13 protein-coding genes are annotated in these 14,849 nt (G+C 68.4%); 6 read left to right on the forward strand and 7 right to left on the reverse strand.

Features of this window, described 5'->3' with window-relative positions; genetic code table 11:
* The first annotated feature begins 20 nt into the window (after positions 1–20).
* A complete protein-coding gene (locus tag AC5P8F_RS09535; protein ID WP_478409408.1) occupies positions 21–1,088 on the forward strand; it encodes a metal-dependent hydrolase in 1,068 nt (355 codons plus the stop codon).
* 57 nt (positions 1,089–1,145) lie between these two features.
* On the opposite strand, the gene AC5P8F_RS09540 is transcribed toward AC5P8F_RS09535, so the two are convergent.
* The 5 genes from AC5P8F_RS09540 to AC5P8F_RS09560 all read right to left on the reverse strand — a co-directional run bounded on the left by AC5P8F_RS09540 (position 1,146) and on the right by AC5P8F_RS09560 (position 6,072).
* Positions 1,146–1,973: a class I SAM-dependent methyltransferase gene (locus tag AC5P8F_RS09540; RefSeq protein ID WP_005415318.1), complete on the reverse strand. Its 828-nt coding sequence runs from the start codon at positions 1,971–1,973 to the stop codon at positions 1,146–1,148.
* An 85-nt stretch (positions 1,974–2,058) separates the two neighbouring features.
* Positions 2,059–3,054 (reverse strand): tRNA dihydrouridine synthase DusB, encoded by a 996-nt coding sequence (gene dusB, locus AC5P8F_RS09545; protein WP_046428891.1) that lies wholly within the window; start codon positions 3,052–3,054, stop codon positions 2,059–2,061.
* A gap of 147 nt (positions 3,055–3,201) precedes the next feature.
* The gene (locus AC5P8F_RS09550; protein ID WP_049406097.1) at positions 3,202–3,633 is read right to left on the reverse strand and encodes a hypothetical protein; all 432 of its coding nucleotides are present in this window, start codon (positions 3,631–3,633) and stop codon (positions 3,202–3,204) included.
* Positions 3,634–3,782: 149 nt separating this feature from the next.
* Positions 3,783–4,748, reverse strand: a complete 966-nt coding sequence (locus AC5P8F_RS09555; RefSeq protein ID WP_014645967.1) for a ribokinase — start codon at positions 4,746–4,748, stop codon at positions 3,783–3,785.
* Positions 4,749–4,773: 25 nt separating this feature from the next.
* Positions 4,774–6,072: a NupC/NupG family nucleoside CNT transporter gene (locus tag AC5P8F_RS09560; protein ID WP_014645968.1), complete on the reverse strand. Its 1,299-nt coding sequence runs from the start codon at positions 6,070–6,072 to the stop codon at positions 4,774–4,776.
* 193 nt (positions 6,073–6,265) lie between these two features.
* Between AC5P8F_RS09560 and AC5P8F_RS09565 the strand changes: the two genes are divergently transcribed.
* From AC5P8F_RS09565 to AC5P8F_RS09585, 5 genes are all read left to right on the forward strand, one after another.
* On the forward strand, positions 6,266–7,237 hold the full coding sequence (locus AC5P8F_RS09565) for an aldo/keto reductase (protein ID WP_014645969.1): 972 nt from the start codon (positions 6,266–6,268) through the stop codon (positions 7,235–7,237).
* Positions 7,238–7,430: 193 nt separating this feature from the next.
* The gene (gene hemP / locus AC5P8F_RS09570; protein ID WP_005412278.1) at positions 7,431–7,625 is read left to right on the forward strand and encodes a hemin uptake protein HemP; all 195 of its coding nucleotides are present in this window, start codon (positions 7,431–7,433) and stop codon (positions 7,623–7,625) included.
* Positions 7,626–7,778: 153 nt separating this feature from the next.
* The gene (locus tag AC5P8F_RS09575) at positions 7,779–9,971 is read left to right on the forward strand and encodes a TonB-dependent hemoglobin/transferrin/lactoferrin family receptor (protein WP_425604385.1); all 2,193 of its coding nucleotides are present in this window, start codon (positions 7,779–7,781) and stop codon (positions 9,969–9,971) included.
* Positions 9,972–9,975: 4 nt separating this feature from the next.
* A complete protein-coding gene (locus AC5P8F_RS09580; RefSeq protein ID WP_329768599.1) occupies positions 9,976–10,575 on the forward strand; it encodes a Hemin transport protein in 600 nt (199 codons plus the stop codon).
* Between the two features lie 73 nt (positions 10,576–10,648).
* Positions 10,649–11,584, forward strand: coding sequence for a DUF6607 family protein (locus AC5P8F_RS09585; protein ID WP_164077289.1), 936 nt, complete (start codon positions 10,649–10,651; stop codon positions 11,582–11,584).
* Positions 11,585–11,686: 102 nt separating this feature from the next.
* On the opposite strand, the gene AC5P8F_RS09590 is transcribed toward AC5P8F_RS09585, so the two are convergent.
* Positions 11,687–14,197 carry an ABC transporter permease gene (locus tag AC5P8F_RS09590; RefSeq protein WP_049440166.1) on the reverse strand — a complete coding sequence of 837 codons (2,511 nt, stop codon included), beginning with the start codon at positions 14,195–14,197 and terminating at the stop codon, positions 11,687–11,689.
* Positions 14,194–14,841: an ABC transporter ATP-binding protein gene (locus tag AC5P8F_RS09595; RefSeq protein WP_075076551.1), complete on the reverse strand. Its 648-nt coding sequence runs from the start codon at positions 14,839–14,841 to the stop codon at positions 14,194–14,196. Before AC5P8F_RS09595 ends, AC5P8F_RS09590 begins: the two co-directional genes overlap by 4 nt.
* Positions 14,842–14,849: the final 8 nt, after the last annotated feature.

Genomic DNA, 14,849 nt, shown 5'->3' on the forward strand with positions numbered 1-14,849 from the left:
CAAGCCGCTAGCATCGGCCCATGGACTCCCTGACCCAGATCGTGCTCGGTGGCGCCGTCGCCGCTGCCATCGCCCCGCCCGGACATCGCCGCGCGGCCCTGCTCGCTGGTGCCGCGCTTGGCACCCTGCCGGACCTCGACGCGCTGTGGCTCGGTTTCACCGCAGCCGATCCGGTGGCGAACATGATCGAGCACCGCAGTTTCAGTCATTCGCTGCTGGTACTGCCATGGGTGGCGGCATTGATCTGGTGGCTGTTCAAGCGCTTCGGCAATGGCCGCGTCGCGCAGTCACCGCTGCGCTGGTTCTGGGCGATCCAGCTGGCGCTGGTCACCCATCCGGTGCTGGATGCGTTCACCGTGTATGGCACCCAGTTGTGGTGGCCGCTGCGCCCGCATCCGACCATGGGATCCAGTGTCTTCATCATCGACCCGGGGTATACGGTGTGGCTTCTGCTGGGCTGCGTGCTGGCCTGGTTCGGCCGCGCCCGGCCCTGGGCGGGCAGGGTGCTGGGCGTGGTCCTGCTGCTCAGCAGTGGCTACCTGGGCTGGGGCCTGATCGCCAAGTCACAGGTCGACCGTGCCGCACAGCAGAGCCTGGCCGCGATGGGCCTGGGCGATGCGCCGCGCTTCTCGGTACCGATGCCGTTCAACACCCTGCTGTGGCGGGTGGTGGCGATGACGCCCAATGGCTACGTGGTGGGTGACCGCTCGCTGGTGGCCGACCACGGGCCGATGCGGTTCGAAGGCCATGCGTCCAACGTACAGGCCTTGCGCGAAGCGCAGGCCATCCCGGCGGTGCAGCAGCTGACGTGGTTCAACCGCGGTTTCATGCGTGCGCAGGTGGTTGACGGCCGGTTGGTGCTGAGTGACCTGCGCATGGGGCTGGAGCCGGACTACACCTTCAACTTCGTCGTGGCCGGGCAGGCCGACGGGCAGTGGCGGGCGATCGTTCCCGAGCAGGTGCGGGTGGACTACAGCAGTCCCGCCGCGCGTGCCGACGCCGGTCGCCGCCTGGCGGCGATGTGGCAGCGGATCTGGCAGGAGCCGGCGGCGGCGCCGGGCGCGGCCGACCACACCGCCGTGCATTGATCACTGGATCCACGCATGGCGTGGCTCTACGGCCCCGATCGGCAGCAGAACACCGGATCAATACACCGTGGCGCGGCCCTGGACGAACGAGTAGAAGAACACGGCGTTCGGGTCGTTCTGCACCAGGCGGAACTCGCGGCGCATGCCTTCCACGGTTTCCTCGTCCACCGAGCCGGCCTGCAGCAGCTGGTCGGCGGCCGACAGCAGGAGCTGTTCCCAGAACGCGATCATCGTCTTGCGACGCGCCGGTTCGCGGTTGTCCAGGTGGATGGTCTTGATCTCGGTGTGCACGTCGCGGAAGCCGCCGGCCAGCAGCAGGTTGCCCAGCTTTGCACCGACGAACGGGTCACCGCCATGGTCGTACTGGAAGTCGTTGAAGGCCATCCAGTAGCGCCAGATGTGCGGCGAGTACGGGTCGAGCAGGAACGAGGCATTCATCACTTCGGTGATGTAGACCGGCGAACCCGGTGCCAGCACGCGGCGCACTTCGCTCAGCACACGCGCCGGTGAAGGCACGTGTTCCAGCACCCAGCACAGGAACGCCGAGTCGAAGCTGCGTGCCTCGAACGGCAGCTCGCCGGCGTCGGCCTGCTGCAGGGTGTATCGGTCGCTGCACCACGGCGTGCGCGCCAGGTTCTCGCGCGCGGTGGCCAGCTGCGTTTCGCTCAGGTCCACGCCGGTCACGTGCAGCTCGGGGAAGCGGCGCAGCAGGATCTCGGTCTGCGCACCGACGCCACTGCCGACTTCCAGCAGGCGCCGCGCGCCGCTGTAGTCGATCTGGCCGAAGATGCTCGATTCCAGCAGCCGGGCCTGGGTCATCAGGCGCTGCTGTTCGGTGCCGGAAAATCCGTGCAGGTAGGTCGGAGAGGAGATCGGCGGGGTCATGGGGCGGGCTCTTGTAGCGTCGAGCGTGCTCGACGGCTCTGGAAATTCAGTCGAGCAAGCTCGACTCGACGGCATGGCAGTACGCTCAGGCAGCAGATGACAACGCGGGTTCCCCGGCGATCAGGCGGTCGAAGTATTCCGTGGTCAGCGCGATCTGGCCCTGCGGGTCTTCGGCACGGTTGACCACGGCGCGGAAGGCGGCGTTCTCCGGCCGGTCCTTGGCATACCAGCCCAGGTGCTTGCGCGCGATGCGCACGCCCTGCGGCTCGCCATAGAACGCATGCAGCGCATGCAGGTGGCCGAGCAGGATGTCGCGCACTTCCGCCAGCGACGGCGGTGGCAGTTCCTCGCCGGTGGCGAGGTAGTGCGCCACTTCGCGAAAGATCCACGGCCGGCCCTGCGCGGAGCGGCCGATCATCACTGCATCCACCCCGGTCTGCTGCAGCACGTGGGCGGCCTTCTGCGGTGAATCGATGTCACCGTTGGCGATCACCGGGATGCGCAGCGCAGCCTTGATCTCGCCGATGGTGGCGTACTCGGCCTGGCCGGTGTAATGCTGGTCGCGGGTGCGGCCATGCACGGCCAGCGCGGCGATGCCGCTGGCCTCGGCGATGCGGGCGATCACCGGGCCATTGCGATGGTCGCAGTCCCAACCGGTGCGGATCTTCAGCGTGACCGGCACGTCCACTGCGTTGACCACGGCTTCGAGGATGCGCGCCACCAGCTGCTCGTCGCGCATCAGCGCCGAGCCCGCCCAGGCGTTGCACACCTTCTTGGCCGGGCAGCCCATGTTGATGTCGATGATCTGCGCGCCGTGGTCGACGTTGTAGCGCGCGGCCTCGGCCAGCTGCTGCGGCTCGGTGCCGGCGATCTGCACGCTGATCGGGGCTGGCTCGCCGTCATGGTCCATGCGGTGGATCGACTTTCGCGTGTTCCAGAAGCGCGGGTCGCTGATGGTCATTTCCGAGGCGGCCAGTCCCGCACCCAGCCGTTTGCACAGCAGGCGGAAGGGCTTGTCGGTGACGCCAGCCATGGGTGCCAGCACGACGTTGGGGGCAATGGTGTACGGGCCGATCTGCATGCGCCCATTGTAGGGTGCGGGCGGCGGTGCGGCCGTGCCGCGCGCGGTCCGGTTCAGGCCGATCGGCACCGACCTCATGCCGTACCGGCATCAGCAGATGCTTGACGGTTGCTTCCGCCGCCCCCACGGGCGGGCGATGGTGGGCGGCTACCCCAGGCTCTGCCAGGCCTGGCGGGTACCCAGCGCGAAGGCCAGCCCCAGGCCCAGGCAGACCAGCGAGCTGACCGCCCAGAAGCGCGTGCCGTTGTACCCCGGCCGGAACAGCGCCAGGCCGAAGCCCATCGCGGCACGCAGCAACAGCAGCGCGGCGATGCCGGGCAGGACCAGGCGGCTGGCCGGCAGCGGCGAATGCCAGCCCGCGGCGGCCAGTGCGTACAGGGTCCAGGCCACCAGCACGGCAGTGATGCCGGCGGTCATCAGCGGTGGCCACCAGTGCCCCGCATGCGCCAGCCGGACCACGCGCTGGCCGGCACCGAAGTACCTGTACCACGCGGCGCCGAAGGCGATGCAGCCGATATGCAGCAGCGCCGCCACGGCACTGCCGGCGGCCGCGACCAGCAGCCAGGGGAATCCGTCCATGTCCTGCCCGTGCGAGGAAGCTGCGCGGATGGTGGGCGAGGGGCAGGATGTGGGCAATGCGACAGGCGGTCGCAGGGGCTGGGCAATGGGCAAAAGAATGGCCCGGGTGTCTGCACGCCCGGGCCTTGTCATCCACGCGTGGCGTGGAATTACCTGGCTTCAGCGTCGGCCGGGGTGAAGCGCGGCATCGCCGCAGCGGCGCCTTCCTTCTCGGTCGAACGGCCGGCGAACTGGTTGGCGAAGCGCACGTGGCGGGCGAACGGGGCGTCGGCCACCTGCGCCAGCGACGCGGCCAGCGCACCGTTGAAGGCGTCACCGGCACCGGTGGTGTCGATCGCCTGCACCTGTTCGGCACCCACGCGGTAGTACGGCTGGGTATCGCCGCGCAGGTTCTCGTCGGCATGCGACACGAACACGCCCACCGAACCCAGGGTCACCACCACGGTGCCGTTGCCGACCAGCTTGCGGCACAGCGCGTGCAGGCTGGCGCCATCCAGCGCGGCGACGTCGTTGGCATCCACGCGCTCACCGACATGGCGGCCGAGCAGGGCAGCGAACTCGGTTTCGTTCGGGGTGATCACATCGGCCAGCTTGAGCAGGCCGATGGTCGAGGGCGCATCGGCCGGTGCGGTATTGAGCACGGTGGTGACACCGGCCTCGCGGGCCGTGGCCAGCGCCGCTTCGATGGTCTGCACCGGCGATTCCAGCTGCACCAGCACCACCTTGGCGCGGGTCAGCAGGGCCTGCTGCTGTTGCAGGAAATCGGTGCCCAGCGCGGCGTTGGCACCCGGGCCGATCACGATGGTGTTGCGGCCACGCGCGTCCACGTAGATGCCCGCGGTGCCGGTCGGTTCGCTGCTGGCCTCGGCGATCAGCGCGAAGCCATCCTGCGCAGCCAGTTCACGCGCGGTGGCGCCACCGGCGTCATCGCCCAACGCGCACACGAAGTGCGTGTCGGCACCGGCGCGGCAGGCCGCCACCGCCTGGTTGAAGCCCTTGCCCCCGGGGCCGGTGCTGTAGCGGCCGGCAATGGTCGCACCCGGTGCCGGCAGCGACTCACACCGCCACACGTGATCGACATTGAAGGAACCGACGACAACGACACTGCTGCTCATAGGGAATCTTTTCTCAACCAAGGGTTCAACTGAAGTGCGTCAGCACGCCGGCGATGGTCGCCGTCATGAAGGTGGCAATGGTACCGCCCAACACCGCGCGCAGGCCGAACTTGGCCAGGTCGTGGCGACGTTCCGGGGCCAGGCCGCCGATGCCGCCGATCTGGATCGCGATCGAGCTGAAGTTGGCAAAGCCGCACAGCGCGTAGGTGGCGATCAGGCGACCTTCCTCGGACAGGCTCACGCCGGCCACCTGGCCGTTCACGATCTGCGACAGTTCGGTGTAGGCGACGAATTCGTTGATCACGACCTTCTGGCCGATCAGCGAACCGACGGTGGTGGCATCAGCCCACGGGGTACCGATCACCCAGGCGATCGGGGCCAGCACGTAACCGAAGATGGTCGACAGGTTGGTCGGCTTGCCGATGGCAGCGGCCAGGCCGGTCACCTCGCCGATCCAGGTCAACGGGGCGTTCAGCAGCGCGATCAGGGCGATGAAGGCCAGCAGCATCGCGCCGATGTTCAGCGCCAGCTTCAGGCCGTCACCGGCACCGGCAGCGGCCGCGTCGATGATGTTGCTGGAGGTCTTTTCGACTTCCATCTTCACCGTGCCGCGGGTCAGCGGGGTGCCGGTTTCCGGAATCAGCAGCTTGGCCACGACCAGGGTGGCCGGTGCGGCCATGATGCTCGCTGCCAGCAGGTGCTTGGCGTAGAAGGCCTGCTGCGCCGGGTCGCCACCGCCGAGCATGCCCACATAGGCCGCCAGCACGCCGCCGGCGATGTGGGCCATGCCGCCGATCATCATGGTCAGCAGCTCGGACTGGGTCATCCTGGCGATGTACGGGCGCACGGTCAGCGGCGCCTCGGTCTGGCCGATGAAGACGCTGGCGCAGACGCTGGTGGTTTCCGCGCCGGACACGCGCATCACCTTGGTGATCGACCACGCCATCACGCGCACGATCGCCTGCATGACGTTGAGGTGGTACATCACCCCCATCAGCGCCGAGAAGAAGATGATGGTCGGCAGCACCTGGAAGGCGAAGATGAAGCCGTAGTTCTTGGTGTCCATCAACGAGCCGAAGATGAAGCCCGAGCCTTCGTTGACGAAGCTGAGAACCTTGACGAAGCCCTTGCCCAGCGCATCGAACACGTCGCGGCCGCCCGGCACCAGGATCACCAGCGCCGCGAACGCGATCTGCAGGGTGATACCGGTGGCAACCAGCTTCCAGTCAACCGCACGCTTGTTGTTGGAAAACAACCAGGTGATGCCGATCAGCACCGCCAACCCGAACAGGCCGAAGCCGATCCTGCCCAAACCTTCGACCATGTGAGTGACTCCCCTGGGGCGTCGCGAAAAACGGGAAGCCTAGTGCAGGGCAGGGGCCGGGGCAAGAAAAAGCAGCGTGCGCGCATCTATCGGTACCGATCAGGCCAGCAACGGCAAGGGCTTGCGGCCGGCGGCGGCAGGTAGAATGGGGCTCGATCCCGGCCCGGATGCGGGCCCGCAGCAGGAGATTCGCATGCAATACCGTCGCCTGGGCTCCACCGGCCTGCCGATTTCCGCCCTGTCCTTCGGCGCCTGGGTGACCTTCGGTGACCAGATCCCGCGCGACGAGGCCCGCAACCTGGTGGCCGCCGCCTGGGACCACGGCGTCAACTTCTTCGACAACGCCGAGGGCTATGCCAACGGCCGCGCCGAACAGGTGATGGGCGATGTGATCGCCGACCTGCGCCTGCCGCGCGACGGCATCTGCGTCTCCAGCAAGGTGTTCTTCGGCAGCGCCAAGGACCCACGGCCGACCCAGCGCGGCCTGTCGCGCAAGCATGTGACCGACGCCTGCCATGCGGCGCTCAAGCGCCTGCGGGTGGACTACCTGGACCTTTATTACTGCCATCGCCCGGATCCGGACGCGCCGGTCGCCGAGACCGTGCATGCCATGGATACCCTGGTGCGGCAAGGCAAGATCCTCTACTGGGGGACCTCGGAGTGGTCGGCGGTGCAGATCCAGCAGGCGCTGGACATCGCCGAGGCGCGCAACCTGCAGGGCCCGTCGATGGAGCAGCCGCAGTACAACCTGCTGCACCGCGAACGGGTCGAGGTCGAGTACGCGCCGCTGTATGCCGGTGCCGGCCTGGGCACCACCATCTTCTCGCCGCTGGCCTCGGGCCTGCTGAGTGGCAAGTACGACCAGGGCATTCCGGCCGATGCGCGGCTGGGCCGCGAGGGCATGGAATGGCTGCAGGCGCTGGTGCTGGGTGACGACGCCGAGGCCCGCCTGGCCCAGGTGCGCCGCTTCAGCGAAGTGGCGCGTGCGCTGGGGCAGGCGCCGGCCACGCTGGCCATCGCCTGGTGCCTGCGCAACCCGAACGTCTCCAGCGTGATCCTCGGTGCCAGCCGGGTCAGCCAGCTGCTGCAGAACCTGCAGGCGCTGGAGGTGCTGGAGCAGGTCGACGCCGCCGGCTGGGCCGACGTCGAAGCCGCCTTCGCCTGAACCCGGGGGCCGACCGGGCCTCGGGGGCCTCGGTAGAGTCGACTCTACACGGCTGCGTCGCCATTTGATTGACATGATCTATCGAATTTCAGAATTCGATCATTAATCTCATCAATCAAATTGAGAATGGTTGTTGATTGTCAACTGAGAATCATTATCATTTGACTCGTCCCTCGCACGAGTCCAGATGCTCATGAATGCTCAACCTGTACTGCTGCGCCCCGAAACGCTGACCCTCCGCGATCGTCCGGTCCGTGTCGTTCCGCCGGAAGAGGTCATCGACAGCGAAGCCCTGCTCAAGGGCCGTCGTGAAATCCTGATCCAGCACGGCGACCGCTTCTATCGCCTGCGGCACACCAGCAACGACAAGCTGATCCTGACCAAGTAATCGCGGCCTGGTCGCCCGCCCCCCTCCCTCCTGCCGGCCGCGCCGACAGGGTGGGCGACCCGTCCGCTCCCGCTCTCTCCCCCTCGGTCTACCGCGTGCACCCTCCGGGTGTGCCGGTAACCGGGGGTTCCCCTGCCTGACCGAACGAACCCGATGACCCGCCCTACCGCCCTTTGCCTTGCCGTCTGGATGGCCCTGCCGCTGTCCGCCCATGCTGCTGCCGCGGCCACCGCCGCGCCCGATGCGCGCGAATTCGACCGTGTGCAGGTCACCGCCACCCGCACCGAGCGGGCGGTGAGCGATGTGGCGGCCACCGTGGACGTCATCGACCGCGAGCAGATGGACCGGCACCTGGTGCAGGACATCAAGGATCTGCTGCGCTACGAGCCGGGCCTGTCGGTCAGCCGCAGCGCCGCGCGCTTCGGCCTTGGCAGCATCCGCATCCGTGGCCTGGACGGCAACCGCGTGCGCGTGCAGACCGACGGCATCGCCATGCCCACCAGCTTCAACATCGGCTCGTTCTCCAACGCCAACCGCAACTTCACCGATCTGGATACGCTCAAGCGCGTGGAGATCGTGCGCGGCCCGGCCAGCTCGCTGTATGGGTCCGACGCGCTCGGGGGTGTGGTGGCCTTCGTCACCAAGGATCCGGCCGATTATCTGAAGGATGGCAAGGACAGCTACGTCGGCCTGAAGTTCGGCTACGACGGTGAGTGGAAGGGCCTGCTCGGCGGCGTGACCAGCGCGTTCGGCGGCGAACACTGGAGCGGCATGGTCAACATCAACCATCGCCAGGGCCAGGAAACCGGCAACAAGGGTGATGTACGCAGCCTCGACAACACCCGCACCGCGCCCAACCTGCAGGACCGCGATGGTCGCAGTGGCCTGGCCAAGCTGGTCTATGCACCCAGCCAGGACCAGCGCTTCCGCCTGACCGTGGAAGGCAACGAAGACAACACTGATACCAACGTGCTGTCCTCGATCGACCGCACCACCACCACCGGCATGAAGGCGCGCGATACGCAGAACCGCACCCGCGTGTCGTTCGCCCATGAAATGGATGCGCTGGACAAGGGCTTCGCCGACAGCCTGTATTGGCAGCTGTATACCCAGCACAGCGAAACCACCCAGATCACGGATGAGGACCGCGCCAACCGCAGCCGCCGCCACCGCGCGTTCAACTTCGACCAGCGCGTCTACGGCCTGCAGGCGCAGTTCAACAAGGCGTTCAGCACCGGCAGCGTCGAACACGCGCTGACCTACGGTTTCGAGGGCGCGCATACCGAGATCCGCCAGAAGCGCGACGGTTACCAGGTGCTGGCCAATGGCCAGACCAGCACCACCATCCTGCCCGACGCCTTCCCGGTGCGCGATTTCCCGATCAGCAAGACCACCGAGCTGGGCCTGTACGCACAGGACGAAATGCGCATGGCCAACGGCAAGCTGTCGCTGGTGCCGGGCGTGCGCGTGGACCGCTACGAGCTGAAGCCGGAGGTGGACAGCATCTTCGCCGACGACAATCCCGGCGTTGCGGTGGCCAGGCTGACCAAGACCAGCGTCTCGCCGAAGCTGGGCATGGTCTATCGCTTCACCGACGAATGGTCGCTGTTTGCCGGCTATTCGCATGGCTTCCGCTCGCCGCCGTACAACGACGTCAACCTGGGCTTCACCAACTTCGCCTTCGGCTACACCGCCATTCCCAATCCGGACCTGAAGCCGGAAACCAGTGACGGCATGGAGCTGGGGCTGCGCTTCCTGTCGCCAGCGGCCTACGTCAGCCTCAGCGGCTACTACAACGAGTACAAGGACTTCATCGAGTCGCAGTCGCTGGTCGGCACCAACGCCCAGGGCCTGATGGTGTTCCAGTCGCGCAACATCGCGGATGCGCGCATCTACGGTGCCGAGATGAAGGCCGGCGTCGACTTTGGCCAGATCAGCCCGGCGTTGCAGGGCTGGGCCCTGCGCAGCTCGGTGGCCTGGTCGCGCGGTGACAACAGGACCGAAGACACCCCGCTGGATTCGGTCGACCCGCTGCGTGGCACCATCGGCCTGATGTACGACACCGACACCTGGGGCGTCGAACTGGCCGGTACCTTCGTCAAGCGCAAGGACCGCGTCACCGCCGCCACGGTGTACCGCCCGGCCGGCTACGGCGTGGCCGACCTGATGGCGCACTGGAACTTCGCCCCGGGCGCCACCTTCAACGTCGGCGTGTTCAACCTGGGCGACAAGCGTTACATCGACTGGTCCAACGTGGGTTCGACGCTGTCGCCGGGCAGCCGCGTGCTGGACCGCTATACCAGCCCGGGCCGCACCCTCTCCGCCAGCCTTGCCGTTTCCTGGTGACCTCATGAGCCGAGCCTTGTCCGCACGCAGGAACGACGCCATCGCCGCGCAGGGCAGCGCGGCCTGGCTGACGCCGGCACAGCTGGCCACGCTCGGCACCGTGTTGTGCCTGTACCGCGCCGACGGCAACGAGCTCGGTGGCTGGCGCCAGGCAGTACGCGTGCATGCCTGCCAGGGCGTGGACAGCGAGGGCGTGCGCGAAAGCCTGTGCTTCCTCGATGCCCGCGGCCGCTGCGTGTGGCGGCTGTACCTGTTGCCCGACAGCGATTTCCTGGCCTGGGACCGGCTGGTCGCGGCGCTGCCGCCGGGCCCGGAGCATGACAGCGAGGGCAGTGTCGGCGAACGCCTGTGGCGGCGCCTGGCCGGCCATCTCGGTGGCCAGCGCTGGCGACTGTGCGCGCTGCGCCTGCATGCCGCCGACGACGGCCGCACCCTGGCTGCAAGCCTGTCGACGTTGTCCTCGCTGGGCGCAGCCACCGCGCGTCGCATCGCGCGGCTGGAAGGTGCCGAAGGCGAGCTGGCGATCGACGATTGCTGCTGCGCCGATGCTGCACGTCGCTCGGCGCCGCGGGTTCCCGGCGACCTGCCGCTGATCCGGCTGTAACCCTTTCCCGATGGAACGCCTGTCGGCCACGGACGGCCTCTCACTGCATCTGCAACCCCGAAGGAAGACCCCGATGAAGCTCCAGACAGCCAGCGTCCTGCTGCTGCTCGCCACCAGCGGCGTGGCCAGCGCGCAGCCCTCCGGCATCGCCCGCGACCACGACAGCATCCTTGCCATGCAGGGCGAGTACACCGTCGATTTCGCATTCGACGAGACCGTGCTGCTGAAGCCCGGCTACGAGCGCGCCCCGGCGATGCGCAGCGGCGGCAACGAACTGGTGATCGTGGTCGAGGACACGCCGAAGCGCATCGTGCTGCAGCACCTGCTGCTGGACGAGAAGAGCGGCCACATCACCAAGCACTGGCGCCAGGACTGGGTCTACGAAGCACCGAACCGATTCGAGTTCAGCGCCGACCAGACCTGGCAGGTACGCCGCATTCCCGCGGCGGTGAACCAGGGCGCCTGGACCCAGTGCGTGTACGAAGTGAGCGACGCACCGCGCTACTGCGGCACCGGCAAATGGAGCTACACCAACAACGTGCCGAGCTGGACCAGCGACCTCAGCTGGCGCCCGTTGCCGCGCCGTGAGTACACCAAGCGCAGCGACTACAACGCGCTGGCCGTCGTCAACCGCCACACGCTCACGCCCAATGGCTGGACCCACGAGCAGTTCAACACCAAGGTGCAGCGCAACGCCGACGGCAGCCAGGTGGAGATCGCACGCGAGTTCGGCTTCAACGACTACGTGAAGACCACCGAGGTCGACTTCACCCCGGCGCGTGACTACTGGAAGGCCACTGCCGGCTACTGGGCCAAGGTGCGCCAGCGTTGGGACGGCTTCCTCGGCCAGGCCCCGGGCGTGCACCTGAAGACCAAGATCGATGGCATGGCGATGATCATTCCGCTGTTCACCCAGGCCGAAGCGATCCAGTCCGGCAAAAAGGTGAAGGACAAGCAGATCGACGAGGTGTTCGCCAAGTACGTGGAAAAGGCGCCGAAGGAAGGCTGATCGCCGCGATGGAGAGAGGTGCCGGGGGTACCCGGCACCGCATTCACCGGCTGCCGGTGGGGGCCGGGCTTGCTCGGCACGCCATCCGGAGGCGCAACCGATTCAGGCCTCGCGCAGCGCCAATGCCGGCGGCGTATGCAGGATCGCCCGCGTACCCCACCAGCCCGCCAGCAGGCTCAAGCCGATGCCGACCACGCCGCCGATCAGCAGGCCCGGCCACGGCGGCAGCAAGGGCAGCTCGAACACCTTCTGCGACACCGCCACGCCGATCGCTGCGGCCGCGCCCACCGCCAGCAACGCCGCCAGCGTGCCCAGCGCGCCGAACTCCACCAGCACCGCGCCGCGCAGCTGGCGCCGAGTCGCGCCCAGCGTGCGCAGCACCGCGCTGTCGTAGCGGCGCTCGCCGGCGGTGGCCTGCAGCGCCGCCAGCAGCACCAGCACGCCGGCCAGCAGGCTGAACACCATCACCAGCTGCACTGCCTGCGCCACGCGCTCCATCACATCGCGCACCTGCGAGATCACCGCGTCCACGTCCAGCAGCGACAGGTTCGGCTGCGCGCGCACCAGCTCGCCCAGCCCGGCCGCGTTGCCGGACGGCAGATGGAAGGCCGACAGCAGGTTGTGCGGGGTATCGCCCACCGCATTGGGGTTCAACAGCACGAAGAAATTCGGGCGGAATGTGTTCCAGTCCGCCTTGCGGATGCTGGTGACGGTGAACTCGCGCTGCTGCTCGCCTACGGAAATCGTAATGCGATCACCCAGGTGCGCGCCGTAGCGCCGCGCCCAGCCGGTTTCCACCGAGGCTTCCGCCGCGGTGCTGCCGGCCTGCCAGAAGCGGCCCTCCAGCAGCGCATTGGCGGGTGGGAAGCTGCTGCGCCAGCTGAAGTTCAGCGGCCGGTTCTCGTCGTCGTCCTCGCGCGGGCCGTTGTTCGCGCCGTTCCCCTCGGCGGCGGCCTGGTCCACGCGCAGCGGCGGCTTGCCGTTGATCGCGATCAGACGGCCGGTCGCCATCGGCTCGATACTGGCGTCGCCGGCGCCCAGTCCACGCAATGCGGCCAGCACACCGTCGCGTTGTTCGGGCTGGATGTTGATCAGGAAGTAGTTCGGCGTATCCGCAGGCAGGCGCTCGCGCCACTGCTGCAGCAGGCCGGGTCCGGTCACCGCCAGCAGCAACAACGCGCACAGCGACAGCGACAGCCCCACCAGCTGCATCACCGCCAGCAGCCGGCGCCGGGTCAGCGCGGCCAGGCCCAACCGCCAGTTGCCATGCAGGCGGTGCTGCAGGCCGCGCAGCAGCTGCAGCAGCACGAAGCCGACCGCACCGGCCGCCAGCGCCAGCGCGGCCAGGCCGCCCAGCACCCACAGCGCCAGTTTCAGATCGCCGGTGACCTGCACCGCCAGCAGCAGGCTGGCCGCCAGCGCCGCCACATAGGCCAGCAGCGACGCCGGCGGCAGGGCGGCGAAGGAACGGTTGAGCACCCGCATCGGCGGCACCCCGCGCAGGCGCAGCAGCGGTGGCAGGCCGAAGCCGAACAGCAGCAGCAGGCCGATGCCGGCACCGGTCAGCGCCGGCATCGCTTCCGGCAGCGGCAGGCGCTGCGGCACCAGGCTGCCCAGCACCTGCACCAGGCCTTCCTGCGCGGCCATGCCCAGGCCGATGCCGAGCGCACAGGCTGGCACCGCCAGCATCAGCAGCTGCAGCGCCAGGCCCAGCAGGATGTCGCGCTGGCGTGCGCCCAGGCAGCGCAGGATCGCCACCTGGTCGATGCGACGCAGGGCGAAGCGGTTGGCCGCCAGCGCGGTGGCCACACCGGCCAGCAGTACCGCCAGCAGCGCGCTCAGGCCGAGGAAGCGCCCGGCCAGATCGAATGCCTGGCGCACGCCACGCTGGGTGTCGTCCACGCTCAGCAGGCGCAGGCCTTTCACCTGCGGCAGCAGCCACTGGCGCAGCGCCGCGATCGGCTCCGCTGCGCCGGCGAACATCAGCCGGTAGTTGATACGGCTGCCCGGGCCGAGCAGGCCCGTGCCCTCCACATCAGCGCGGTTGACCAGCAGGGTGGGCGAGAGTGTCAGCAGGTCGCCACCGCTGTCCGGCTCGGCCTCGATGATGCCGGCGATGCGCAGCGTGCCGGCGCCGAACTCGAGGTCATCGCCGGCCTTCAGCCCCAACCCCTGCAGCAGGCGTGGGTCGGCATAGGCCTGGCCCTTGGGCGGCATGCCGGCATCGGCGATCAACGCACCGCCGGGCGTGGCCCGGACGCGCAGCGTGCCGCGCAGCGGATAACCCGCCTGTACCGCCTTGATGCTGGCCATCTGGCTGGCATCGCCGTTGAACAGCACGCTGCCGAAGCTGGCGATGCGGGTATGCGCCAGGCCGCGCTGTTGCGCCTCGTCGGCGAATGCCTGCGGCGGATCATCGCGCCCGGCGATGCCGAGGTCGCCGCCGAGCATTTCCGCCGCGCTGCCGGTCAGCGCCAGGTTGACCCGGTTCACCAGCGTGCCCACCGCAGTCATCACCGCCACGCCCAGCACCAGCGCGGCGAACACGGTCAGCAGGTCGCCGGCCAGCGCCTCGCGGCGCAGCGCGCGCCACGCGTGGCGCAGCACGTTCATGCCTGTGCCCCACGCTCGACCGGCAGCAGGCGGCCGTCATCGATGCGGTGGATGTACTGGCAACGCTGGGCCAGGCGCAGGTCGTGGGTGACCAGGACCAGGGTGGTGCCGCTGCCGGCGTTGAGTTCGAACAGCAGGTCGCTGATGTGCTGGCCGGTGGCGTGGTCCAGCGAGCCGGTCGGTTCGTCGGCGAACAGGATGCGCGGGCGGGTGACGAAGGCACGTGCCAGCGCCACGCGCTGCTGCTCGCCGCCGGACAGCTGGCGCGGGTAGTGGCGGGCGCGATGGGCCAGGCCGACCTGCGCCAGCACCTCGTCCACCCGCGCGCGGTCCTCGCGTCCGGCCAGTTCCAACGGCAGCGCGACATTCTCGGCGGCAGTCAGCGCCGGCAGCAGGTGGAAGCTCTGGAACACGAAGCCGACCGCACGCGCGCGCAGCTGGGCCCGTGCTTCTTCATCCAGGTCGCCCAGGTTCTGGCCCGCCAGCGCGACGTGGCCGCGGCTGGGCAGGTCCAGTCCGGCCAGCAGGCCGAGCAGGGTGGTCTTGCCGGACCCCGAAGCGCCGACGATGGCCACACTGGTGCCTTCATGGACGGTCAGGGTGATGTTGTCCAGTATGTGGACTTCACCCTCCGGGCCCTGCACGGACTTGC

The sequence above is a fragment of the Stenotrophomonas sp. YJH_SMC_69 genome (assembly GCF_059370495.1).

What these genes read in the sequence shown, in the direction of transcription:
- AC5P8F_RS09560 (WP_014645968.1), bottom strand. Translation starts at nt 6,072, where the DNA reads ATGGTCGAAGGTTTGGGCAGGATCGGCTTCGGCCTGTTCGGGTTGGCG.
- AC5P8F_RS09535 (WP_478409408.1), top strand. Translation starts at nt 21, where the DNA reads ATGGACTCCCTGACCCAGATCGTGCTCGGTGGCGCCGTCGCCGCTGCC.
- dusB (WP_046428891.1), bottom strand. Translation starts at nt 3,054, where the DNA reads ATGCAGATCGGCCCGTACACCATTGCCCCCAACGTCGTGCTGGCACCC.
- AC5P8F_RS09590 (WP_049440166.1), bottom strand. Translation starts at nt 14,197, where the DNA reads ATGAACGTGCTGCGCCACGCGTGGCGCGCGCTGCGCCGCGAGGCGCTG.
- AC5P8F_RS09580 (WP_329768599.1), top strand. Translation starts at nt 9,976, where the DNA reads ATGAGCCGAGCCTTGTCCGCACGCAGGAACGACGCCATCGCCGCGCAG.
- AC5P8F_RS09540 (WP_005415318.1), bottom strand. Translation starts at nt 1,973, where the DNA reads ATGACCCCGCCGATCTCCTCTCCGACCTACCTGCACGGATTTTCCGGC.
- AC5P8F_RS09585 (WP_164077289.1), top strand. Translation starts at nt 10,649, where the DNA reads ATGAAGCTCCAGACAGCCAGCGTCCTGCTGCTGCTCGCCACCAGCGGC.
- AC5P8F_RS09550 (WP_049406097.1), bottom strand. Translation starts at nt 3,633, where the DNA reads ATGGACGGATTCCCCTGGCTGCTGGTCGCGGCCGCCGGCAGTGCCGTG.
- AC5P8F_RS09555 (WP_014645967.1), bottom strand. Translation starts at nt 4,748, where the DNA reads ATGAGCAGCAGTGTCGTTGTCGTCGGTTCCTTCAATGTCGATCACGTG.
- AC5P8F_RS09565 (WP_014645969.1), top strand. Translation starts at nt 6,266, where the DNA reads ATGCAATACCGTCGCCTGGGCTCCACCGGCCTGCCGATTTCCGCCCTG.
- hemP (WP_005412278.1), top strand. Translation starts at nt 7,431, where the DNA reads ATGAATGCTCAACCTGTACTGCTGCGCCCCGAAACGCTGACCCTCCGC.
- AC5P8F_RS09575 (WP_425604385.1), top strand. Translation starts at nt 7,779, where the DNA reads ATGACCCGCCCTACCGCCCTTTGCCTTGCCGTCTGGATGGCCCTGCCG.